18 protein-coding genes are annotated in these 24,119 nt (G+C 40.5%); 9 read left to right on the top strand and 9 right to left on the bottom strand.

Annotated elements, in window-relative coordinates; genetic code table 11:
* Positions 1-555 precede the first annotated feature (555 nt).
* From FLL45_RS02030 to FLL45_RS02020, 3 genes are all read left to right on the top strand, one after another.
* A complete protein-coding gene (locus FLL45_RS02030; protein WP_142888118.1) occupies positions 556-1,242 on the top strand; it encodes a tellurite resistance TerB family protein in 687 nt (228 codons plus the stop codon).
* 61 nt (positions 1,243-1,303) lie between these two features.
* A complete protein-coding gene (locus tag FLL45_RS02025) occupies positions 1,304-1,960 on the top strand; it encodes a cupin domain-containing protein (protein WP_142888117.1) in 657 nt (218 codons plus the stop codon).
* 286 nt (positions 1,961-2,246) lie between these two features.
* Entirely contained in the window at positions 2,247-2,750 is a 504-nt protein-coding gene (locus FLL45_RS02020; RefSeq protein WP_185964289.1) for a CIA30 family protein, read from the top strand.
* Positions 2,751-2,770: 20 nt separating this feature from the next.
* Here FLL45_RS02020 and FLL45_RS02015 read toward each other — a convergent pair whose 3' ends face one another.
* Positions 2,771-3,679: a M14 family metallopeptidase gene (locus FLL45_RS02015; RefSeq protein ID WP_142888115.1), complete on the bottom strand. Its 909-nt coding sequence runs from the start codon at positions 3,677-3,679 to the stop codon at positions 2,771-2,773.
* Between the two features lie 488 nt (positions 3,680-4,167).
* On the opposite strand from FLL45_RS02015, the gene FLL45_RS02010 reads away from it, so the two are divergent.
* Both FLL45_RS02010 and FLL45_RS02005 read left to right on the top strand, forming a co-directional pair.
* Positions 4,168-8,799 (top strand): EAL domain-containing protein, encoded by a 4,632-nt coding sequence (locus FLL45_RS02010; protein ID WP_142888114.1) that lies wholly within the window; start codon positions 4,168-4,170, stop codon positions 8,797-8,799.
* A gap of 96 nt (positions 8,800-8,895) precedes the next feature.
* Entirely contained in the window at positions 8,896-9,696 is an 801-nt protein-coding gene (locus FLL45_RS02005) for a substrate-binding periplasmic protein (RefSeq protein WP_185964288.1), read from the top strand.
* A 29-nt stretch (positions 9,697-9,725) separates the two neighbouring features.
* Here the strand turns inward: FLL45_RS02005 and FLL45_RS02000 are convergent, their stop codons facing one another.
* The 4 genes from FLL45_RS02000 to FLL45_RS01985 form a co-directional block, all read right to left on the bottom strand.
* Positions 9,726-10,259, bottom strand: coding sequence for a hypothetical protein (locus FLL45_RS02000; RefSeq protein WP_210247091.1), 534 nt, complete (start codon positions 10,257-10,259; stop codon positions 9,726-9,728).
* A 296-nt stretch (positions 10,260-10,555) separates the two neighbouring features.
* A complete protein-coding gene (locus FLL45_RS01995) occupies positions 10,556-10,942 on the bottom strand; it encodes a DoxX-like family protein (protein WP_142888112.1) in 387 nt (128 codons plus the stop codon).
* Positions 10,943-11,055: 113 nt separating this feature from the next.
* Positions 11,056-11,640, bottom strand: a complete 585-nt coding sequence (locus FLL45_RS01990) for a DJ-1/PfpI family protein (protein ID WP_142888111.1) — start codon at positions 11,638-11,640, stop codon at positions 11,056-11,058.
* An 82-nt stretch (positions 11,641-11,722) separates the two neighbouring features.
* A complete protein-coding gene (locus FLL45_RS01985; protein ID WP_210247090.1) occupies positions 11,723-12,142 on the bottom strand; it encodes a DUF1801 domain-containing protein in 420 nt (139 codons plus the stop codon).
* A gap of 408 nt (positions 12,143-12,550) precedes the next feature.
* Here FLL45_RS01985 and FLL45_RS01980 point away from each other — a divergent pair, with 408 nt between their 5' ends.
* A complete protein-coding gene (locus tag FLL45_RS01980; RefSeq protein WP_142888110.1) occupies positions 12,551-12,748 on the top strand; it encodes a hypothetical protein in 198 nt (65 codons plus the stop codon).
* A gap of 338 nt (positions 12,749-13,086) precedes the next feature.
* The gene (locus tag FLL45_RS01975; protein ID WP_142888109.1) at positions 13,087-14,256 is read left to right on the top strand and encodes a metallophosphoesterase; all 1,170 of its coding nucleotides are present in this window, start codon (positions 13,087-13,089) and stop codon (positions 14,254-14,256) included.
* Between the two features lie 6 nt (positions 14,257-14,262).
* Here the strand turns inward: FLL45_RS01975 and FLL45_RS01970 are convergent, their stop codons facing one another.
* From FLL45_RS01970 to FLL45_RS01960, 3 genes are all read right to left on the bottom strand, one after another.
* Positions 14,263-19,461, bottom strand: coding sequence for a hypothetical protein (locus tag FLL45_RS01970; RefSeq protein WP_142888108.1), 5,199 nt, complete (start codon positions 19,459-19,461; stop codon positions 14,263-14,265).
* Between the two features lie 238 nt (positions 19,462-19,699).
* Complete coding sequence (locus FLL45_RS01965; protein ID WP_142888107.1) at positions 19,700-20,284, bottom strand: gamma-glutamylcyclotransferase; 585 nt, start codon at positions 20,282-20,284, stop codon at positions 19,700-19,702.
* A 369-nt stretch (positions 20,285-20,653) separates the two neighbouring features.
* On the bottom strand, positions 20,654-21,031 hold the full coding sequence (locus FLL45_RS01960) for a DoxX family protein (RefSeq protein ID WP_142888106.1): 378 nt from the start codon (positions 21,029-21,031) through the stop codon (positions 20,654-20,656).
* Between the two features lie 555 nt (positions 21,032-21,586).
* Here FLL45_RS01960 and FLL45_RS01955 point away from each other — a divergent pair.
* Together FLL45_RS01955 and FLL45_RS01950 are read left to right on the top strand one after the other, a co-directional pair.
* Positions 21,587-22,177, top strand: a complete 591-nt coding sequence (locus FLL45_RS01955; protein WP_142888105.1) for a bactofilin family protein — start codon at positions 21,587-21,589, stop codon at positions 22,175-22,177.
* A gap of 116 nt (positions 22,178-22,293) precedes the next feature.
* Positions 22,294-23,502, top strand: a complete 1,209-nt coding sequence (locus FLL45_RS01950; RefSeq protein WP_142888104.1) for a hypothetical protein — start codon at positions 22,294-22,296, stop codon at positions 23,500-23,502.
* Positions 23,503-23,529: 27 nt separating this feature from the next.
* Here the strand turns inward: FLL45_RS01950 and FLL45_RS01945 are convergent, their stop codons facing one another.
* Entirely contained in the window at positions 23,530-24,072 is a 543-nt protein-coding gene (locus tag FLL45_RS01945) for a GNAT family N-acetyltransferase (protein WP_142888103.1), read from the bottom strand.
* Positions 24,073-24,119 lie beyond the last annotated feature (47 nt).

Raw genomic sequence — 24,119 nt, 5'->3', positions numbered from 1 at the left:
CAAATTGCAATGTATTGTTTTTGTCCGTACTACAACTGTACTGAATACAATCAACTGCAATGCAATCATCCGAACTACACTCGTCCAAACTACAATCATTCGAACTAAAATCATCCGAACTACAATCATTCGCACAGCAATCATTCGCACAGCAATCAACCGCACCAAAACTGCACGCATTAAAACTAAATGCATTAATACAAGCTTGCAACAATGTCTGCCGAATTAACTAACTGCTTTATCCTAAGCGCTTACTTTTATCCTCGCAACAAAAGATTAATCGACTTTGACTGTCATCAACGCTGCATCTCGTTATTGTAATTTTCAATAATGTTGTTTAATCATTCAATACTGAAACAATTCCTTAAGATTTGAACTTGTGCGACGCTTGGGCAGTTGGCATTCTGAGGGCGGCACGTTCAGTTTGCTCCAACAATTGAGAAATAGAACGGTTAGCTATTCGTTACTTAAACGATTTGTTATCTACAGACTTTGTTAACAGAGCAATCTTCAAAATTCATTTAGCATAATTACGCAGAGAAAAAGGAGCGATACGTGGTTGATTTTAAGAAAATACTCAATGGCTTGTCTTCGAGCGACGTTTCTAAAGGGTTCTTAGGTGGCCTAGCTGGCGGCGCGGTCTCTGGCGCCTTAACCAGTAAAAAAGGTCGTAAAGGTGCCAAAAAGCTCATCAAGTACGGAGGGCTTGCCGCAGTCGGCGCATTAGCCTGGAATGCCTACAAACAATACAACCAAAATCAATCTAACCCGCAGTCTGGAATACCAACAGACTCAGTCAATAATAATCAAAACGGAAACCAGCAGAGCAACCAACTCGCGTATTGGACCGGCTTGAATGAACAACAATTTGAAAATCTCGACGAAACCAAACCGCAAGAACAATCGATATATATTCTTAAAACCATGGTTGCGGCGGCTATGTCAGATGGACACCTCGACCCATCTGAATATCAAAATATCGCAAATAAAGCAGACTCAATGGGATTGTCTAACGAAGATCGAGCTTTAGTGTTTAACGAAATTAGCGCTCCTATGTCTTTGAACCAAGTGATCGCAGAGTCCAATACTCCTGAGTTAGCGATGGAAGTATATACCGCGTCCGTTCTTGCAATCGATGAAGACCAAGCGCAAGGGAGAGAATATTTGCAAAAACTCGCCGCCGGTTTGCAATTACCGCCTCCATTAGTTCAAGCGGTGCACAATCAAATTAGCAATAGCTAGACGAAGTTATGTTGGTCAATAGTCGAGTCAGCTTAAACAATTAACAGAGAAACGTTTTGTCATGTTAAATATGGATTTCAATGAGAAATTAGTGATTAGAACCGAAGAGATGGACTGGGTTAGTAGTCCATCTGCCAATGTTCTGAGAAAGCCGTTGGAACGAGAAGCGAAGGAGTCTGGACATACAACCAGTATTGTAACTTACAAACCGGGCGCGAAATTTCCCGAGCACCCGCACCCTAAAGGCGAAGAAATCTTTGTTATCCAAGGCACTTTCTCGGATGAAACTGGTGATTACGGCCCAGGCACTTACCTTCGAAATCCCCCCGGCAGCAAACACGCTCCCTATAGCGACCAAGGTTGTGTTATTTTCGTCAAATTAAACCAGTTTGATTCTCAAGATTTAGACAGTGTCAGAATCAATACCAATACGCAAGCTTGGCACCCAGGTATTGGCGGCCTTGAGGTGATGCCATTACACGAATTCAAACATGAGCATGTAGCACTGGTAAAATGGCCGCCCGGTGAAAAATTTCAACCCCACCGGCATTTCGGTGGCGAAGAAATTCTTGTTCTCAGTGGTACTTTTAAAGATGAACATGGCGAATACCCATCCCATACGTGGATTCGCAGCCCGCACATGAGCGAGCATTTCCCTTATGTCGATGAAGAAACCATTATTTGGGTAAAAACGGGTCATTTACCAGTTGGCTATTGAGCCTAGCTGAGTTTATTGAGACAGTTTTCACCTAACATGGGATGAATAATGATATCCGTTAAAAATTCCAAAAGTTGAATTGCCCCAACACTCGTCTTCCAAGCCAACCGAGATTGAGAAACGACATTGAAAACCAAAGAATAATACCTTACCTAGCCAACCAGATCTAAAACCAGTAAGCGCTCGTAACTTTATAGTATCTTATACAACTTTATTAGCGCTCATGAATTATCTTATCAAATCGAAACTAACTTCCATTTGGGTGCTGTTTCTCTGCGGAGTCTTCATGTCTTCCAATTTAACTAGTAAAAACTGGCTCAACCATGATGCTGCAGAGTGGTGGATAGTTAACGATACCGTTATGGGTGGACGTTCAGCCAGTGAATTATTGGTGAGCAAACAAGACGCCTTTATGCGTTTTACTGGCAATTTGTCACTAGAGAACAACGGTGGCTTTGCGAGTACCCGCAGCCATACTCCAGCGGGATATTTTGGCGACGCTGAGAAAGTGTGTATCGAAGTACGTGGAGACGGGCGAGAATATCAGTTTCGTTTGAGAAGCGACCGCAATTTTGATGGCTATGCATACGTTCAGTCGTTTCAGACTCAGCAAAACCAATGGCAATCTTTCAGCTTTCAACTGGCTAATTTTGTACCGCAATTTAGAGGCCGACTGATTAAAGGCGCCCCAGTTCTTTCAGCTGATAATATTCGCCAAGTCGGCTTCTTACTGGGCGATAAAAATCCGGGTCGATTCCAGTTGGACTTTCGCTTTATCGGCGCGTGTTAACTCGTTATGGCCAATCGCAATCACCGTATCGATAACAAATAATCAAGTCCTCCCACTACCGCTGCTACTTGTGCATTTTTACAATCTTCATCATTCACTAGCGGACTATCGGGATAAACCTCGGTTGTTGTGCAATACTCGGCATCTGAAAAACCAGTACATAAAAAAATGGATTTTACGGGATAATTAATAACCCCTTCCTGAGTGATATCAACACCGATCAGCTGCCCGTTTTCATCCGCAGGAGCAATGTGAGTGACTTGTCGAACAGAGTCAATTATTGCCCCTTGGAAAGCCTCTTGTGGGTTTTCAGCATCGCCAACGGTGTAAAAACCATCGGGGATATTCCAGTTATCTTGGGTGACCCCATCGCGAGCAGCAAGCGCCGGGCGAAAAACAGTATTATCAGTATCCGTTGTCTCATGAAGATCAAAGTGTGCAAAAATCTTAGCGTTCGTTTTTGCAACTGCGCGCATTAATGAAGCCGCCTCTTCGGCGGGACTTTCGGGGTAAAATGAGCGGTTGGGATCAAGTGTCAACGGATTCCATCGATTGATCGTTTCGTATCCCCAGGGACTTACGCAAGGTGCAACAATAAAATTAAAAAAATTCGTGTAATCTTCTGCTTTGGTTGCTAAAAACTTTAACGCGCCTTGCACGCCACTAGTCTCATATCCATGAACACCACCTGTTATTAGAATGGTTGGGTTACTGTCTTCCCAATTGAAATTTTTCAAAATAAATAACGGGTATCTTTCAGCATCATAAGATAAAGCACCATAGTTAACGACTTCAAACTTAGCGCTTAATGCTTCGACTTGAAGCATCACTTCTTGGTGATACGACCTTTTAACTGATTGTTCAGAGAGCCATTGAGCCTTCTCTGTTTGTCCCCATTTTTTACCCGTTGAATGATTCGTGTCAGCCATTAAAAACTTGCCAAATATTTGATTTAAAATTCGAGTTTGCAACGTTAACATGTTTCGTCGAGAGAACAAACGTAAATAGTCAATAAATAGTTCTAGTCACATCGAATACAACAAGTCATCGCTAGTACAACGTTTCGATTTCAATCAGGTAATTTCGACGGAATTGTTTTCATTTGTTTATTCTAATGTGTTTGATTTGAGTTAGATAAGAATCGACCATTTGACTCAATATTTTCAATTTTCAAACTCGCTTCAGACTCAATTATGATTTACAAACATTCCACCAAGAATTATCTATACTTAGTAATAATCGATTGGGAAACACTCATTTAGGATCCGTCAATTTTGCAGAAGCCTTGCGTCCCAGCTGACTATTTTATAAACAATTTTACTTGAAGAAATCGCTTCAAAACGCTAATCTCATAACGAGATTACAATCAATGCAATCGAACATAATAGAATAAAATCAATTAGTTAGGTTTAGTTTAGTGCTAAGAAATGCTTTAATCGTATGCTTTTTTCTAGCCAGTCAGCCGCTTTTAGCTGACTCTCCTATCTATTTTCAGCATGTCAACTCCGAAAATGGACTTCGTTCCAACTACGTTAATCATATTATCCAACGCCGCGACGGCATGATCTGGATAGCCACTGCAGAGGGGCTAGTCAGATACGATGGCTATGAATTCACAAACTTTAACTCTGCTCCCAATACGCCCTCAACCCTCGCTGATGACTGGGTACTCACTTTATATGAAGATAGGCAAAATCGACTTTGGGTTGGGACATCGGATGGTCTCAGCAGGCTGAAACCCAACGAGCGTGAGTTTAAGCAATATCCCTATGACGAATCCAACCAATCATCAATTAGCGGTAACCAAGTCTATTTCATGACTGAAGATTCGAAAGAACGATTGTGGATGGGTACCAACAAGGGCTTGAGTCTTTACAATAGTCAATCAGACACCTTTCAACGCTTCAGACCTGCGCCGATTAGCGCCCAAAATAGTAAAAACAACACTGTTAGTTTTGTGATTGAACAACCCAATGACAATTACTGGATCGGTACTAGCCAAGGCATTTTAAATTTTGATTTCAAAACGCAGTCTTTCTCTAAACTCGAATTAGAAGCGCTCCCCGACCGTTTCGGTTACTCGGCTCATGTATTTGATAAGCATGGCACTTTATGGCTAACAACTTATGAAAATGGCGTACTGGCTTACGACCCAAAAACTAAAACGGCAAAACATTTTACTGCTGATTCTGATAATCAACAGGCACTGACAACTGACGCAACCTGGCACATTGCACTTGACCATGAGGGCAAGATTTGGGTTTCTACTTGGAGCAGTGGCATCAACATTATTGACCCGAACACTCATCAAGTTAAACACTTAAATCATCAACTTTCGGATGATAGAACCATTCCGCATGATCAGGTTACCAGCCTTTTGCTCGATAATTCTGGAACCATGTGGGTCACCACATTCGATGGTCTGGCTTATTTTAATCCGGAACAGACCATTGAAAACCTGAGGCCCATCCCAGGCGATAAGCACTCTTTAAGTGGTCGTCAAGTTTGGTCATTTGAGGAAACTCAAGATGCTTTGTGGATTGGCACAGGCGAAGGCCTTAATCGACTCGACAAAAGTAACCGAAAAATCACTTCTTACTACACGGGCAAATATGGTCAAGACCCCAAGCAACAAGCACCGATATGGACGATCTTAAAAACAAGCGACCAACACTTTTGGATTGGAACGGAATATGGATTGGCATGGTTTAATATCGCCGATAAAAAACTCACCTATGCGAGCGAAATTTTGGCGGACCAAAAGCAACCGGGAAATCACTTATTAAAGTCTCTTTCGGAGCCTATCTGGGGTCTCGCTAAAGCGCCCAATGATACTTTGTGGGTTACCAGTACTAATGGCAAATTACTGCGGGTTAATCAAGACCTCAGACTTCTTGAAGATCACACCGAATTAGTCAGGCAGGAAATTGGTAAAGGGTTCAATTTCGAATTTACCAGTATCTCCAGTGATCAAAACAATAATTTATGGTTGAGCACCTCTAATGGGCTTTATTTCTTAAACCGAGCGACTAAATCAATAAAGCGCGCGACATTTCAAAACTTAGGAAAAACCGTCGAGAAAATATGGATCTATGCAATTGTTCCTTATCAGGATAACCTCTTTTGGGTAGCAACTTATGGCCAAGGATTACTGTTACTCGAACTGTCACTCGATGGCGAGGCAACAACTCGTTACTCATTACTGGAAAGTCATAAAAACATCGGCGAAATTAATTTTCTTTCAGTTTACCCATACAATGAGGAAAATATCTGGTTTACCTCCGGAAACGGATTGTTCAAACTCGATATTCTAAAAGATCAGCTCACCGATTATGGTAAGCGATTCCTAAAAAATGATATTAACTTTCACGAGAATACCCAGTTTCTAGATACACAAGGCTTCTTAAACTTTGGTAGCAGTCGCGGTGTCATCAGATTTAAACCGGAATCAATAAAAAAATCGAACTTTGCACCGCCTTTAGTGATCACTGATATTGAAATTCCTTCTGCGCAAGAAAGTTCTGAAGCTTATCGATTCAGATCAATCGAAAGTGACAAACCGATCAATAGACTCACACAATGGCAATTTAAGTACACCGACAGTGTTATCAAAATCAAATTTTCTTCTCTCGACTATGTCCGACCTTGGAATCATCAATACGCCTACCGTCTAAACGGCTTGAGCGATCGTTGGATAAATCTCGGTAGCGATCGGGAAGTTACTTTCACAAACTTAAAAGCTGGCGAGTATCAACTCGAGCTTAGAGGAACCAATCGTGATATGACTTGGAGTGACAACACGACAAAATTACAATTTGTTATTGAGCCTAAGCCATGGTTAACCTGGTGGGCTTTTGCGATTTACTCCATGGTCGCTCTCGGCGTATTGGCGATTGTATTTGTCTTCATTCGTCGGGAACTGCTAGCCCAAAAAGCACTAGAGAAAAGCAGAAATAGACTAACTCAAGCTCTCTGGGGTAGTGGTGATGAGATGTGGGAATGGAATATCATTGAACAAAAGATATCGAGAAGAAATACCTTTGATCATTTAGAAAACCGCTCTGCGACCTTTAGTGGAAAACGAAATGACCTAGAGAAGTACATTCACCCCAATGACATTGATTCTTTTGTCACCGATATTCAAAAGATCCTTCATCAAAATACCGATCATATTGAATCAATTTATCGCCATAAAGACATCGAAGGAAACTGGGTTTGGCTGCTCGATAAAGCGCGAGTCACTGAAAAAGATGAATTTGGCAAGCCGCTGAAACTGAGCGGTACGACACGAAACATTACAAGTATCAAGCAAGCTGAAGAGAACAACCGGCTCATCGCATCGGCATTTCAAAGCTCTACCGATGGCGCAATTATATTTAATGAAGGTTTGAATATATGTGCAATAAATCGAGCGTTTACCAATATCACAGGTCTCGATAATCGCGTAATTGGTAAACCGCTTGATGTTAGCTTTTTTTCAGAGAGCGATAAAGGCGAAAACAGCCAAGCTTTTTTTAATAAAATGACAGCGATCGTTGCGCAACATAATCACTATCAGGGTGAAGCATGGATCCGGAGAACTCAAGGGGCCAATGTTCCTGTCGAACTCAGAGTTGCTGCCGTTGAAAACGAAGAATATAGCAACAAATATTTTATCGCCACAATGACCGATATTCGTTATCGAAAGCAAGCTGAATCAGAATTGAGACGGTTGGCTAATTACGACAACCTCACCTCGCTTCCTAACCGAACCTTACTCTATCAACAAATAGAACGAGGCCTAAAAACTGCAGAACAGCAGAATTTAAGCGTCGCAATTTTATTTATCGATCTCGACAACTTTAAAAATGTGAATGATTCATTAGGTCATAATTTTGGCGACGAGTTGTTGGTCGCAGTCTCACAGCGCCTTAAAAATTGCGTTAGACAGAGCGATTCTGTTGCTCGCCTTGGCGGCGATGAATTTACTGTCGCATTATTTAATGTCGATACTATCGACCAAGTTATTAACGTCGCAGAAAAAATATTGAATGATATTGCTACGCCTTACAAACTCAGCGAAAACGAAGTCGCAATCAGTCCAAGTATCGGGATTGCGATGTCTCCACAAGATGGCAATGATGTGGATACTTTACTCCGACAAGCTGACACCGCGATGTATCACGCTAAACATAAAGGGAAAAATAATTTCAAGTTTTTCACTCAAGAAATGAATGAAAGAGTGACTAAAAGAATTCGCCTCGAAAACCAACTCAGAAACGCGCTAGATAGTCATCAGTTAATCGTTCACTACCAACCAAAGTTTGATATTAAGGCCAATAAAATCTCTGGGTTTGAAGCATTGTTAAGGTGGCATCACCCCCAACACGGATGGATACCGCCGCTCGAGTTTATTCCCGTCGCAGAAGAAACGGGATTAATTATCCCCATCGGCGAAATGGTGCTCAACGTCGTTTGTCAACAAATCAAGCAATGGCAAGACGAATTGGGCATCACCACAAACATCGCTATCAATTTATCAGCGCTCCAGTTTAGAGACAATCATTTACCGCTAAAGGTGAAACGCATCTTAGACCGATATCAAATAGATCCTCGTTGCATAGAGCTTGAAATAACCGAAGGGACGCTAATGGATAATATGAGTTTTACAACCGATATGCTCGGCCGACTTAGAGAGATCGGCGTAAGACTATCACTCGATGATTTTGGTACCGGTTACTCCTCACTTAGTTATCTGAAACAGTTCCCAATCAATAGTTTAAAGATAGATCGATCTTTCGTCACCGACATTGCCGAGGACACGCGTGACGCAAAAATGGTTGAGTCAATCATAAATTTGGCGCATAACTTGGACGTTAGTGTTATTGGAGAAGGCGTAGAAACCCAAAAACAACTCAAATTACTCACTGATTATCGCTGCGAAGAAGTACAAGGGTTCCTTCTGAGCAAACCGTTACCCGGCAATAAAGTTGTCCAACTACTCAAAAATAAAACCACTATCACCCAATTACTAGAAGAAAAACAATCTCATTTAAAGCTCGCACAGTAGACTTATTGCTAATTTTGACTAGCAGAATTAACGTTCAAATGATACTTTTGAGTTATTCGTTCGAGAGAGTAATAACAGCGCCCCCCGATGACTAGCGTGCTCAAAAAATTAAACCAATGTATGCTTAATGTTAAGCACATGCGGCGCTGTATAACTGTGATGCTTGGATTAGTCGGGTTAATTGTCTCGCCCAACAATTATGCAAAAGAAGCAGCACAAAAGCTGCGAATTGTGAGCGAAGTATGGGAGCCCTATCAGTTCTTAGATCAATCAAACAAACCACAAGGATTTGTCATTGATTTACTCGACAAGTTATTTGCGGAAGCGGGCCTTCCCTCACAAGAAATCGAATTTTATCCCTGGGTAAGAGCTTATAACATAGCATTAAAAGAAAAAAATACGCTGATTCTCTCGTTATCTCGAACCCCCCAAAGAGAAAATCACTTTTTCTGGATTGGAAAGGTTAATAGCGAATATTTCACCTTTTTCGCATTGAAATCGAACCAAACCATTCAACCGGTAGAGTCATTTGACCAGCTCTACCAATACCGAATTGTGGTGACTAAAAACTCGGCGATGGAACAATACATTAACAAGCACCCTTTTCCTAACGTTGAGCGAACCTTCGCCCTTGATGAAGGCTACAAACTGATTGCGCGAAATCGGGCCGATCTTATGCTTAAAGCGCCATCGGCACGCGAACCAAAAATCAAGTTTGGCGGTTACTCAGAAAAAGACTTAAAGCCCATCTATACACCGGATAACTCACGAAACGATTTTTACATTGCATTGAGTAAAGGTAGCGATCCTAGATTGATTTTAAAAATTGAAAAGGCATTTCATACACTCGCTAAAGCGGGCAAAATTGAAGCCCTAAAAGAAAAATGGCATTTATAGTAGATTGTCCTACAACGAACCAAACAGAACTAAATTGACGAGTCAACAGACACTTTTTGCAACCGGCGCTTAGCCGATGCTAATAAAATTCTTGAATACCATTTGTGGAAACCGAGTAAAAATTTTACGCCTAAACTCAATGTATATTCACCATTGGCCAGTTTTCTATCTGGTACTACCGCCGAACCAAAATAAAGCCGTGTACTGCGTTTTCCATCATATTCGATGCCCTCTACTTTCAACCAAGAACGCGTTTTCTGTTGAAAGTCACATAATAATATTTGATCAGTGGTTCGACCTTCTACATGCCATGCCGCAAACTGATCGATTTCCTTTTTCGCTAAAAGCTTTGCCTGCTTATCGGATGAGGGCTTTGCTAAGAAAAGCTTGAGAATAGCGCGTTCAATCTTAAAAATAAAAGTCGTATAAAAGGCAAGGATATAATCTTCAGCCGAAACCTCAGCATCCAATACAGTGGTGAAGCAATCGGTATAGCAACCGCGAGCGTGATAAGCAGTTAGCAAGCTATCTTTTGGGGGTTGGCATTGAGTAATCTTTATCACAGCTTCCCTTCTGTTCGTTAACTATTCATTAATGGATTGTGATTATTGATTCACGGTTATTTCCGTAGACCAATTCTTATTTCAAACAGGTCACATTTATCTATTTCCTTGAACAAATGAATTGTCGGCAAATCAAGCCAAGCTTTGACCGTAATCGATAATATCCTATTTTGCGATAGTTTGAAAAGGGTGAATTAAACCACGTTATAATACAAAAGCGCATACTCACCTGGTTTAATTCATCATTTTTGATGGCTTTGGAAGATATCGAGTAATTCTTGGGCAAAAGTTTTCAATTAAACTTGTTTCAATTGGTTGCTTTTAGCCAGAGATCGCATAAGTACCAATGTCATACCGATGAGCAAAGCGTTGGTTGTGACGGGGTTAAAAGCTTCGATAAGGAGACTAGGCTGAAGAATAACGACCGCAGCGAATAGTCCAACTAGCGCTAGAATATTCAACCAAAGGACTTGCAGGTATTGATAAAGTTTAAAAAATACCAGCGCCCAGAGACACTCTAATATCCCTGAAATTTTTATAAAAAGAACGGTTGTTGCGTCATCGAAACCTAAACTTCCGGAAATCAACCATTCGAGGGGGGCAATGTGCACTAATTTCGGAAAGATTCCCTGATACAACCATGTACAAGTTATCAGGTATCTCATTATTTGAACTTCAGACATTAGCTCTACCAATACTCCTTCCAATAGCCTTGTCGACGATCGTTGTAAAAAAACTTGTTGATGATTTTTTAGGCTTTTTTAACGCCCTTGATGGTATGCTTTTTACTGGGTCACTAACAAGCTTGGGACCACTCAAACTCCATAGTTCTGGCGGTCTGAATTGCGAGTGACTTATCCACTAATTTAGCGACCAGATATAGACTCATGTCAATACCCGCAGAGATTCCCGCAGAAGTAACAATACTCCCTTCATCAACCCAACGCTGCGATTCAATGACATTAAGGTTTGGAAAAGCGCTTTTCAACTCCTCGATATCATCCCAGTGAGTTGTTACTCGCTGATTAGTCAGCACATTCGCCGCTGCCAATATAAAAGCACCTGTACATACGGATGCGGTAATTTTTGCCGACGCTGCACGACTAGCAACCCACTCTAGTACACTCCGTTTTTCGAGTTGTTGGGAATGAACGCCACCCACAACTATCAAAACATCAATTGGTGGATGTGAGTTAAAATCATAGTGGGGATTTAAACTAAAACCCGCTCTGGCGTTTAGCGGTGATTTGGTTTCTGCAACCAAAAACACATTAAAAAAGTTCTCAGGTACAGAAAAACGGCTCGCGGTAGCAAAAACTTCGAATGGACCCGCAAAATCCAAAACTTCGGCATTTTCATAGATATAAATTCCAACGTTCAACGATTTATCCTTTGTTCTTTATTCTTTGTTCTGAATCCTTTGTTCTGAATCCTTTGTTCTGAATCCTTTGTTCTGATTTTTATTATGCACCTAACAGCGGTAAGTGTTTTAAACGATGGTAATCAAATGCGAGTGAAATACAATGCTTAAGTTCTTTTTTTGGGATCACTGCATCAACCGTAAATATCATCGCGCGATTACCTTCTAATTTTAGGTTTTCGCCATAAAGTTCTTTAAAAGTATCGACTAATTTAGTCTGACAATGAAAATACATCGCATATTCGTTCGCTCGCTTCGACTTCCAGTCGATTCTAATTGGACTGCCATATTGAGTAACAAAACTCGGCTCACCCCATTTAAGCGACTCTTCAAACGCTTCAAATTTGTCGCAATCAACTGCCGTTTCGATGATAAGTTCACGTAGCGCATACATCTGCGATTTGACAAAATCAGGATAGCTTTCGAACTTTTCTGCTAATTTCTTATCAATAATGGGTTTCATCAATATTTAATGGTTAACACATCTTCCTTAAAACATGGGATTTTGGTTGACTAGAATGCTTCAGTCTTAATCTTCTAAGCGTATTGTAACTCAGGACATCTTGTCACTTAATAAATATTAGCCCAGGCGACTTAAGCGACTGTTATTCTCCGTATTGAGCCCCACTTTTTTACCTCGCATTAAACAACTTCACCGACAGGCTACGATAGCACCGATTTTTTGCCTCTATTGATGTTTCAATTGATACGCTATTGCTCGACAAAGGGCGAATTGATGGACCCCATCTCGCCAAATTCCGTCTAAATTTTGATCAATTTCGATATATCGAAAGGAGATTTCAACACCCAAATGGTTTTTTATTTTGCTATGCTTATCATTCAACCAACGACCTTTGAAAGCGAGATTACTATGACCATCAACTACTCTCAGCCAGCCCACCTGGATAAACCGGCACTCGCCGCCTTGCAAGCACTAGAGAAGGAGCTTGGTACTACTTTGGTCGCTTACGAGGAACCAGAAATTGCCGAGCTTACCGACGAGCAGCTCAAAAAAATACAATCCTTAGAAGAATGCCTGGGCTCTACCGTCATTGCTTACAAACAATAGTCGCTCGTCTATAACCAGACCTATAGAATAAACAAACCTGTAGACCTTCGCCGACCGTAAGCGCAATCCGAAAAACCAGTTGACTGTTGTATCCTGTGACAGCGTCTGGAAATGCGCGTCTAAAAAACGTTTAATCATCAATCTATACCTAACCTGTTGATTTAGTTCTCTTTTTACCTTTCTACTCAAAATCATATCACGATTTATCGCGCGTTAATCGACCATCCTAACCAATTAAAGCCCAATATTTTTACACCTACTACCTTGTGTTGCAAGGTAGCTTGTTATATATTCCCGAATAACATACAACGCCAATTTTCAAACAAGGACTTTAAATCATGAAAAAAGAGTTAATGACGTTCTCTAAACACTTTGTCATCAGCTGCCTGTTGTTGTTAACTTCAGCTATCATTTTCGGTATCAGCATAGGCGCGTCTGCACACTTCGGTGATAATCCACTAGCGGTAAAATTAGCGGGGGAAGGTCCTCATGTATTCATCCAAGATCAAACCTTAAAAATTAATTACATCAGAGGCGATCGAGATGAAGGCTTCTACGTCGACTCAGAAACTTTTTCTATCGAATCTAAACCAAACGCTAAAACTCATTTTGCGTTGGAAAATAATGCATTCGAATTTCAATTGGACGCTAATTTTAAAATCCCTGCGGCTGTTTATAACGATAACGCTCCAATTCTTGCAATCTCTGATATTGAAAGTGGATTTAAAACATTCAGAGATTTTTTAATTGCTAATAAAGTCATCAATGATCAGCTAGAATGGACCTTTGGGAAAGGTCACCTGGTACTTGTTGGAGATTTTGTTGATCGCGGCTTTTCCACCACGCAAGTATTGTGGTTTATCTATAAACTCGAACAACAAGCTAAACAACATGGCGGTCTTGTTCACTTTATTTTAGGCAACCACGAAATCAAAAACCTCCAAGGCAACTTCAAAAAAGCAAAAGAAAAATATTTTCATGTCGCTGGAATTTTAGATAAACAACAACATGAACTCTATGGAGAAAACTCATTCATTGGTCGCTGGATGAGCCATAAAAATACCGTAGAACTGATTAATGGCTATCTATTTGTCCATGGTGGCATTCACCCCAAAACACCTCAATTTACGACTTCTATCGAAGAAATTAATCAGATTGTCAGAAACAACTATCGAAAGCTCTACTTTCCTCAAGGAGAAAAAAATAAGACACAATTTCTGACATCAACAACCACAGGTCCCTCTTGGTATCGTGGCTACTTCAAATCAGATATTGATGCCCAGGATGTCAGAAAAACCTTGGAAGCTTTCAACGCGAAAGCCGTTATTGTCGGTCACACAATTCAATCAAAAGTTAACAAACAGTTTGATGGTCAGGTTATCGCGATTGATGTTGCCCACCCAAAAGACTATCGAAATAGTTTTCCATTTCGAAGCTCTGAGGGACTATTGATAAAACATGAAAAAATTTATCGTGTTTTAGCAAACGGCGAGCAGATATTACTCTAGACTTTCTTACTCGCCATCTTTTGCGCCGCCTAAATTAAGCAGGTTTGCTCCTTGTGTTAACGCTGTAAAAACGGTCAACAAAGAACCAACTAGATAGGCGATCTGTTGATAGGTATCTTGAGAAGTATAAGCTAACCATGCCAAGATTAGTAAAATTAGTACCCCGACATAGATTCGAATTTGTTGCCAGCTACTCTTCTCTGCTTCATCTTCCCATTCGTCAAAAGTGTCTTGTAACTCAGCATTTAAAATAAAGCTTTGGAAACTTTTATTGGCAACCTGTAAAAATGGGTCGGCGTGTAAGTACCCTCTGCGTAAAAGATGTTCGATAACGTCGTTATTTTTAGGTGATGGATATCGTCCCGTCGCAACTTGATATAACACGAGTCTTTCATCGCGTGTACAAGACTCCCATTTGAATCGATAATAAGGACCAGCATATATGGAGCAGACTTCAGCTGCTTTCGCTAGCGTTTTAGTTTTTTCATTGGTACTCAGAGAAACGTTCCATATCCACCTCAAATCGGGATAAAAGCCATTAAACTCAGCTTCTAGGTTTTTCGGAATTCGAGGATCCTTTTGAGTTGGATTAGGGTTAGCGAACAGTTCGTTCAGTTTATCCCTACGACCATTATGATAATCTTTATAGAACTTACTAAACAGATTCGCCCAACGTAATACTTCCGCTTGTGATATATCAGATGCTTCATTAGCTTTTGGGTAAGCTCTTGATTTCATCAGTCGATATAGCGGTGAAATATCGGCTGTCATCCAAATGATGGACTCACTTCGACACAACTGACTTTCCAACTCGATGAGTAGTTGTTTACGCTGCGCATAATCCATCGCAACCAAATCAACATTTAAATAAACCCTTATCGCTTTTCCATTCGATTCCTTAACGGCATGACAGACTCCATTTAAATTCGCTGCGGTTATCTCAGAAGAATCATGTTTTTCACCGTTATCGTTTAGCAATTTCATCAGTTCTTCAACAAAGCCCACTTCAGGACTGATAAACAACCGGTGTTTAGGATAAGAAAATTGATGTGACTTTTTGCTCGAGTAATAAGCTTGAGATAACCAGTCTTTCGTCCATACTCCCGAGATTAATCGACGAGTGTAAATATAAATCATCACAATCAGACCAACCATGAACAAGTACATTAAGCTTTCTGACATCTTTAACCGGGTGACTCGATGACCCGCATCATGATGATCAGTCTCTGCTATTTCAGGGCTTAAAACATCACCTAATAGCTGGTTATTAATCCGAATTATCAACTTATTTAAGCTATCAATGGATTGTTCTCCATGAGCCGGGTTGTATTGCGCACAATGTTGGCCATCAATATGATACGCCAGCATCGCGAGCTGACCTAATGGCGGTATCGAACGCCATTGCTGATGTGTCTCATCATCTTTCTCTACATGCGCTAAACATGTTGCTGTATTGTTGAGCAAAAATTGATTGGTTTTATCCGAAGGATTGAACTCTGTAGAAAAAACTGAAAATGAATCATCACTGGATGAAACAACATTTGTGCTAGTTTCTTGCGCCGGCTTAACGCGAGAGTAAGCCAAAATTTTTGAAGCATCATAAGTAACTTCGACTTGCGGTTGATTTAAATTTTGGCCCGGTGACTGGTTAGATTTATTAACTTGGTATTCAGCAAACATTCCCAAGCGTTGCTGTTCAGCATTGAGCCATCTTGTTTGCTTATCTTGATCATTTTCGTACCAAAAAACATTCCGATAGTTTTCCAGGTAGGCTTTTCTCTCATTGAGTTTTTGCTGAATTTGGAAGTAATTATATGCCTGCAACTGATGTGTCGAGATATTGTACCACCGAATAAACATGGTTAAAGATGGCAAAGCCAGCAGCGTGACTAAAAATAGGGTTAAATATTCAGGGCGAGTTCGCAACCAATTTCCGGCTTTAACTTTTTTGTCTTCATTCGTAATCAGACAGCGCGTACTCAATAAAAAATTGAGTACTAGGTAAGCTAATACAAAGATTAATCCGCTCCCCGTAGCTAGCAAATTATAAACAAGTGCAAAAATAATCGCGGTAATGACGACAATGAGTGCATATCGTTGAGTCGTCATTTCAAACCGGATAGCTTTTATCTTTTTAACTTTAGTTTTTTCTAAGTAAGCTTGTACATTATTAAAAATCAGATTAAGCCCGTAAGTAATCGCACATGCTAAAACAGCTAAAATCACCAATACGATCATAACGCTAATTGCAACTTCGTTGACAACGCCATGAGCAACCGAAGAGTCATAAAGTAAAATGAGCGACCAGTTTGTATTTGGAATTGGTCTCGAATAGGCGACAACTTTTTTACTTCGATAAACGATCATTTCTAAGGATTCGCTATTCAGTCTTATTGCATGAGCAAGATCGGTGTCGTCCATTTCGTCATAAAAATTCTCTACCAGCACTTTTTCTTTTTCCGAATGAAAAAGTACTTGACCGGAGCTTTTTTCGACAACAGCATAACGCATGGCAGGTGGTAAAATTGGACTTTCTAATGTCAGCGCCATTATTTCACCAGAGACGATTCCATTAAAGCCACCGGTGTTTTCTTGAGTATTTTTTACTGTCCGCGGGATTGAAAGTTGGGTAATTTTTCGACCATCGATATAGTTGTAAATACGCTCGACAAAATAATCCTGATGAACCTGTGATTTGCTCATCTCTTGGCTAGTGTTCTCTTGCTGAGGCTTTTTGTCATTAGCCGAGAATTTCCATGCCAATTGATTTCGATGTGTTTTAAAGTAGTTTCTCTGAGATAGATTAACTTTCTTGTTTCTCACAGGTACATAGTCACGCGCCATCCAATCAGGTTTTTCCTTAATGCCATTTTCATCGGTATAAAAAACCAAGCCAAGCATCGGCAAACCGCCTTTCTGTCTGTAGACGTAACTATCAACCCCTTCTGTTCTCGACGCGAAGTTACCATCATTACCATTGATTTGTTCATACTCTTTATAAAAGAGAAGATTGCTCGGTTTGAAATATTCGGGACAGTTTGCTTCTTGTGGTATATCGTTTTGAACTGGCTTAAACACGCAATGCTCGACTGATTTCATAAACTTGATTGCCGCATTACGTTCTTTTTGCCAATCATCTAGAAGCTTATCCGCGGTTTTGTCTAATAACTCTGCACTGTATAAGTTATGCTTGAGCATGGTGAAATAACCGCTAAAACTTGAGAAGGTTACAATGACGGACAATGAAACGGCGACTTTAAATAGTCCAACTGAAAAAGCAGAGTAGGAATTATGTTTGCGAGTCAGTATGACATGTAAAACCGGCATAGTTAGCAAAAGTAACAAAGCAAGAAACAACACCGTGAAGTGGAATAGTGGTGAAAGCCGTTCTGTCATCAAGTTAATTTGGTTGGGTTTCTTTAACCCTACGAGTAATAATTTGTTCTTTTTATACACGCTTTTCGAGTCTCGAAGACTAATTGAAGTCGGCTTTACCATTGCATGATACTCAGCCCCTTCCACTATTAACGACGCTTGATAAGACCAGGCGGGGTCAATGGCTCTACCCTGATTAGCAGAATGGCCGATTTCATTTAACTCAACCTTGCCGAGAATGTGCTTTTCACTCTCAGGAGTCTTGGCTTTGTTGTTTTCAATTGCCTCGTTAAGCAGCGGTTTTAAATTAAGGATTCGATAGTCAGAAGTATTCGTCGCAGAATTTTTATTCGCGCCAAGAAAGCTGGCAAACACTTCGCCAGAGTTATCGATTAAAAAGATATCTTCCATGTAAGTTAAAGTTCTTCGGTAGCGCTTTAAAATACTATCAACACCAACAGCAAGCCAGACAACATTGGATTCTTCCGGCTTATCTGTTCGATTACTGCGAGACAATGCTCTCCGTGAGCTAGTTCTAGTCTGCGAGCGACTATCAACGAGCGAAGCAGTTGTTGAATAATCTTTGAGTGACTTTTTAATAATTATAATATTTTTACCTTCTAGCACTGCACTACAACTCGCTATATCGGAGCTAAACTTGGTGTAAAACTCGCCGCGGTTAATGACGCTCACTTTGTCAAAGCTAATACTGCTATGATCGGCGGAAATAAAAACGCACATGTTGGAAGATTTTAATATTTTTTGAAAAGGCGCCACTCTCTGTTTCAAAGAACCTTCCAAATCGACTAGGTGGGTCGAGACTAATTCTAAAGTATCGTAAAAAACATCGATAATTTCGGTTATTGTGTTGGCGACCGATTTGACTTCTTGAGTTGTCCTCGGTGCTTTGATGTTCATGGTATCAACAAAATCTTCAAAAAGACTGTCAAGATTATCTCGGTATTCTTCACAATCATACACAAGCTTGTCGGAATAGGTGCGATGCTTTTTGTAGGCGTTTTTACTTGACTTTGTTTTGCTTGCTTCGGTCTGAGCCCCAGAATTGCTCAATGCGCTATTAACACTTTCACAGGCTTCGTAGATGACAACCCCGTTTGCCAAAATGTCAGCAAAGCTCGCAGCGGCTTTAACCGCGGAGCTGGCACGACTCATTTTTTTTAGCTCTGTACAAGTTGTATCTTCGATAGCATTTTCCAAGCAAAGACTACCCAATCGCGCCGGAGATTCGATATCAAAATTAAAATCACTTGCGATATCTTTGATTCCTTCACTTTTCTCGTCGTTCAAATCATTTAAATCTTCAATAACAGACTGCTTATCACTATCGAATGATGTTTTAAGCTCCTTAAATGTCAGTAAAACTTCTTCCTTGGTGTCATTGTTCCATCGGCAATTTGTTCCTGAGACCGTTGTTTCGATTTTGAGTTGAGACTTGAAACCACTATCTTCAAGTATTAGGGCGGAACAAGGGTGTAAGTTAGTGAGTAACTTGTTTCTGCGATCTTTTTGTTGTTTATAAAGCTTTCCAGGTAGTACCGATTCTAGTGGAAGCACTCTCTCTAACCCTTCAAGAGCGGATAGCTCTTTTGAGATATGCAGCTCTAGCTCGCGGAGTGTTCGGTAAATTTTATCTTGCTCATATTCTTGATGGTTTTGTATTTGTACAAACCAATACAAAGCAATAGGCAATACGATGAGAAAAGTCGATAGAATGATCGGCTTTAAAGTTGTCGATTTTGATCGGAAGCGACTGCCCTTTCCTTTTGCAGTTCCTCCGTTTCCCTTATTATTAGAATCGTTTTTGTCCATGATGGCTTCTCTGCCAATAAGACAGTCCCTGCCTACTGCCTCAAACTGTTTAACTGCCCCAGCGCAGAACTGAGTTGTTCAAACACCTCTTAATTAGTAAGGCAAAAACGCAACAAAATCAACATTTAACAGTTAATGGGGAGAATATATTTGGATTAAGCCAACAAAATATCTTTTAGAGAGATATTTATTCGTCACTTTTCAAGCAAATGCAACTCGCAAAAATATTTCTAGTCGATCAAGAATGATATTTAAAAGGCGACGCTAACTCGATTAAATGCTTTTCAATTTGAAACACATGCTCGTCAATTTCGTTCGCAGCTCGCAAAGCTGCTGCTAGTTTGAAAACATAGTCTCTGTTTTCACCACTCGGTCCACGACTCTTAAATATGTGCGCTGCAATTTCTTTTTCTGACGCGGGTCCCAAATAGGCCTCATTTTCTTGCGGTGCAATATATACTAGGCCCAGTTTCGTTTCACCATTCGCCAAGTGCATATCAATCTCAAATCTAAGATAACCGTTTTTTTCCCGGTGATCTAAATGCTCAAACTCTTCAACTGTCACTTGATAAGCCATTCCGTAGCAACAAGTATTTTCTTCTTCGACTAGTGTTAATACTCTACCGGGGTTATCCGGTGTTCCGCGATGATCATGACTACCTTGCCAAAAGCGTCTTTGCCAATTATCGATAAAGGCCGGGGATTTTTTTAAGTACGGAAAATCGACTTTATAGATTAATGAACCATAACCAAAAATCCATATTTCATCCCAGCGTGATAAATCTTGGCGTTTTTTATTGAGAGACTGCGTATCATGAACCATAAGCTGTTTAAATTGAGAGTTTCGAGCTGCAATTGTTTGTTTTTCTCAATTTATCACTCGGTTACAAAATTGCTAAATAGTTTAAGTCAATTGAACGGTTTTATTTCGCGGCGAAGGGGAAAATTTCGCTTTTTTTCGATGTATTTATTCACATACTTTTGCTGAACTTTTGTTTTATATTAACTGCCATTAGAGGCGGAGATGAACCTGTTTTTTTACTGGTTGATACAATTTACCAAGCAAAAACTATTCAGTTGATTACCGCTGACAGTTGCCCCTTTATAGGCGTGTCCCATAAGAACCACGCCTGTATTTTTTTACTTTAAAGCATGATTAATGATTAATTTTTAAAGTCTACAGTCAAACTGGTTATCCTTCCGTCGCTTCAACCTCTGTAGCGGCTTCATTTGACTTGCTTTCTTTTGACCAAAGTACTTTGGTTAAATAAACACTCATCGCAAAAATGATACTTGCAACCACTAACATCCCAAATTCTTGATGCATAATGTGCGTACTAATAGCGCCGACCATCAGTGCGGCCAAGGCTGGCGCCGCAAATTGTCTAAGAATATTAGTGGCTAAAGCTATTCCGCCAATCACTTCAGCAACCCCAGTCAAATACATAAACCAAAGCGGATACCCCCACCGCTCAAATGCCACTATTTCAAATTCGAGCCCGGCGACTTTAGCACCACCCGATAAGATAAAAATCAACGCTAACACATAAGTCACTATTTTCTCTGCCATAACCATTCCTCAACTAAGCCAATGTCAAAACTTACCATAAAGACAGAATTAACCGCCCAAAAGTTACAGACCTCGCTATAGATTTTTACAATATCCAGTTAGATAGTTGCTGGTACAAACAATAGAGTTCATTGCCGGTATTTATGACGAAGCATTCCTCACAAAAGCGCTCAACACTTATACATCGAGCAGTAAGCCCATTGCTAGATAGAGCTCATTGCTAGATGGGATTCACGGTTTAACGCGTAATTTAGTGATTGCACCGCACCAATTAGTCATTAAGTCGTGCCAACATTCGCGCATCAGAAAACCCGATGTTCTCCCCTTTGAGCAGTCGACCAAAATCCGTGCATACCTAATTTGGATATGCGATCTAGTAAAATGTTATGCGCATCACAATTTAGCGATTCTATGATTTTATTGCTTGCCCAATGACGTAATTTTGGAGGACTAATTCCTCTACGAAATTGATCCCGCTCGACCCAAGATTAGTTTTTACATCGGTAGTAGGAATGTTGATTAACGCGCACTTTCTTAACATTTCTGGAGTATACAATGAAGCTCAAATCGTCGGACAACCCGTTCTTCACCTCAACAAGTGACAACAATGACAGCGAACCCCAAGCAGAAACCGTAACAAGTGCTCAACCAGCATCTATTCAAGAGGCCAAGCCTTCCTCTTCCAGTCAATCTGTTATCGGCGGTAATATTAAGTTTCGCGGTGAACTTATTGGCACCGAAGATATCCACATAGAAGGAACCGTGGAAGGAACCATTATCATGGAGGGTCATAATCTCACGATTGGTTCTCAAGGCACTATCGACGCAAACGTTCATGCTAACAATATCACTATTAACGGGAATTTAAATGGCGACGTGCTGGCGGACGAGCTTATTTCGATAAAAAAATCCGCCAAAGTAAAAGGTAATCTTATCGCACCCAGAATTCAATTAGATGATGGCGGTAAGTTTCGCGGCTCAATGGATATGATCGACAATGAGCAGGAAAAGAAAGATTGCCACAACAAGTTTAAAGAGAAGCTTGTTCATCCTCACTTACCGGAGAAGTCGGCCAGCAACAAGCCAGAACCAGCCGCTTCGACGATGAGTAATCAAAACGCCAAAAAAGATAAAAAACAAGACTAGTTTCTCGCAATTTAACGAATCACCATCGAGCGAATAACACCTGAGACAAACCAAAAGCTCGATGGTTGTGAGTCACCAAAACGATGAATCAGGGTTTGAATTCGACGAGTACTAACTTGCTTCAGCAGATCATATCACCCAACAGTGTGATATTAGATCTGGGCGCATTTGCATCTGGGACAACTCGTGCGTTTATAAAAAAACGCTGCCGATGCTATGTTGAAGATCTTCCCTTGTTTCTCAGTGAAATAAAGATCGATGATGACTTCTGTTTTAAGGAGGCGTTGAGACAACACCTTGTCATATTAAATGACCATGTCGAAGTTGATATTCTACTTACCTGGGATTTATTTCATTATTTATCGATTGAAGAAATATCAATTCTGTTTGAACTGATTGCCGATAAGCTCAAACCCGGTACAGTCATTCATGCCACACGGCACACGAGTGGCATAATACCCGAACAACCACTGTTATTTATTTTAAAGGATGATTTTAGTTATCAGGTTATACAATCAAAGTCAGAATCAAACATTAGTAATTACTCGCACGCTACGATCGAATTATTGCAGCAGTTTAAAGAATTTAACCTCAAAGAAACCTTAAAACATAACCAGTCTGAGGGTAAAGGGTTAGTCGAGTATACTTTCGTTCATCAATCAGAAAGTAATGGCTCAGTTCATTTTGAATCGAGTATTGCTCATGGGCAAACCGGTATCGCTCGTTCAGAGTCCAATGAAAGCTATCAGTCGATTAGTCTTCCTAACCTCACCAAACAACTCGCGGTGTTTAGTAAAAGCAAAACGCATAGTATTATTGATTGTGGAAGCTCGAGAATTGCTAATATAAAAGTCTTGGAATCCTTGGCCAACCTTGGCATCGAAGAGGACTTATTTGCTGCAATGACTTGGGAAAAAAGTGTTGCGGTTGGCCAACCCTTACACCTAGGGAACCAGGTTTTCAACTATCGCGACTCGGTTAAATTCGATTTAGTATTATTTTGGGATCTGCTCTGCTTTATCAGTGAAACTGAAACCGAACGGCTGTTTGAGAAACTCACTAGCCATATGGACAATGGAGCTCTCTTACATATGGTCCTGCCGTATACCGATACTATTGGGATTCAGCCATGTCTGTTTAAAATTGAAAAAAGTTGCTTGGTTAAATTTAGCAGTGAGTTTTCTGGTGAAGTCGCGAACCAACCACTAACGACTTCACAAATCTCTAAGATGTTTCCTGGTTTTAGAGTTCAATCCTATTACTTTGGCACCACTGAGTCAGGTGAAGCCTACCAAGAGTTTTTATTCCAGTATCGTAAACTCTAAAAGCCTATTTCACTCGCATTATTAATGTCAGACAGTCTTCTCATAATAAACAACTTCGCTATCGCCTAACGGATCCTTATGAAGATATTTCTTCACAAACTTCATTCCCAGCTTTCGCATGATATTAATTGAAGCGAGGTTCTCTTCTACCGCAATTGCGGAAATTCGGGTGACTTCTTCATATTTGCTCACCACTTCAATCACAGCTTCGGCCGCTTCAGTCGCATACCCCTTTCCCCACGACGACTGGAAAAATCGCCAGCCAACCTCTAAGTTATCAAACTCTGGGTTATCGCTAAAAAACAAATTGGGTCTCACTAGAATCCAGCCAATCGCTTTACCGGTCACTTTCTCAATCACTTGCCACAGCCCCCAGCCTTTTTCTTGATTAGCAAACTTAGCGATTCGTGGTAGAAACACTTCATTGATCCGTTCACGAGAGTGTTTAATACCGCCATTTATAAACTTCATAACCATGGGATCCTGGTCCAAATCAAACAAAAACTCAGCATCTCGTTCTGTCACAAACTTAAATTTAAGTCTTGAGGTTTCTGGAATGTTTACTGTCATCACAAATTCATCCAATCGTTAAGCGCAATAAGGTAAAAGTGGATCCT

Source organism: Aliikangiella marina (genome assembly GCF_007004765.1).
Taxonomy (GTDB): domain Bacteria; phylum Pseudomonadota; class Gammaproteobacteria; order Enterobacterales; family Kangiellaceae; genus Aliikangiella; species Aliikangiella marina.
Note: the sequence above shows the minus strand (reverse complement) of the source record. Positions and strands in the feature narration are given on the sequence as shown.